1 protein-coding gene is annotated in these 252 nt (G+C 57.1%); it reads right to left on the reverse strand.

Features of this window, described 5'->3' with window-relative positions:
- Nucleotides 1-252 (reverse strand): FAD-dependent oxidoreductase (locus tag KJQ96_RS39375; protein ID WP_213291259.1); only part of this gene is annotated, 252 nt, incomplete at both ends.

The following is a 252-nucleotide window of genomic DNA, read 5'->3' on the forward strand; positions in this document are numbered from 1 at the left end:
TCCAGACGAACTCGCCGATCCAGGAATATTTATGCCAAGAGGGAGTGAGGCGCATCAGAAGCGGCGCGTCCTTTCGGAACATCCATTGCAATCCCTTCAAGATTGTCGCGGAACTGTTCCAGACCTCAGAATTGCTGGCTGATAACTGGCCACCATTCGCGAACGACGTTTCCATGGCGGGATACCGGTGCCGATCTAGCACCGTGACCGCATGGCCTCGCTCGGTCAACGCATAGGCCGTGGTCACGCCAG

The sequence above is a fragment of the Bradyrhizobium sp. sGM-13 genome, from assembly GCF_018398875.1.
In the GTDB taxonomy this organism is placed as follows: Bacteria; Pseudomonadota; Alphaproteobacteria; order Rhizobiales; family Xanthobacteraceae; genus Bradyrhizobium.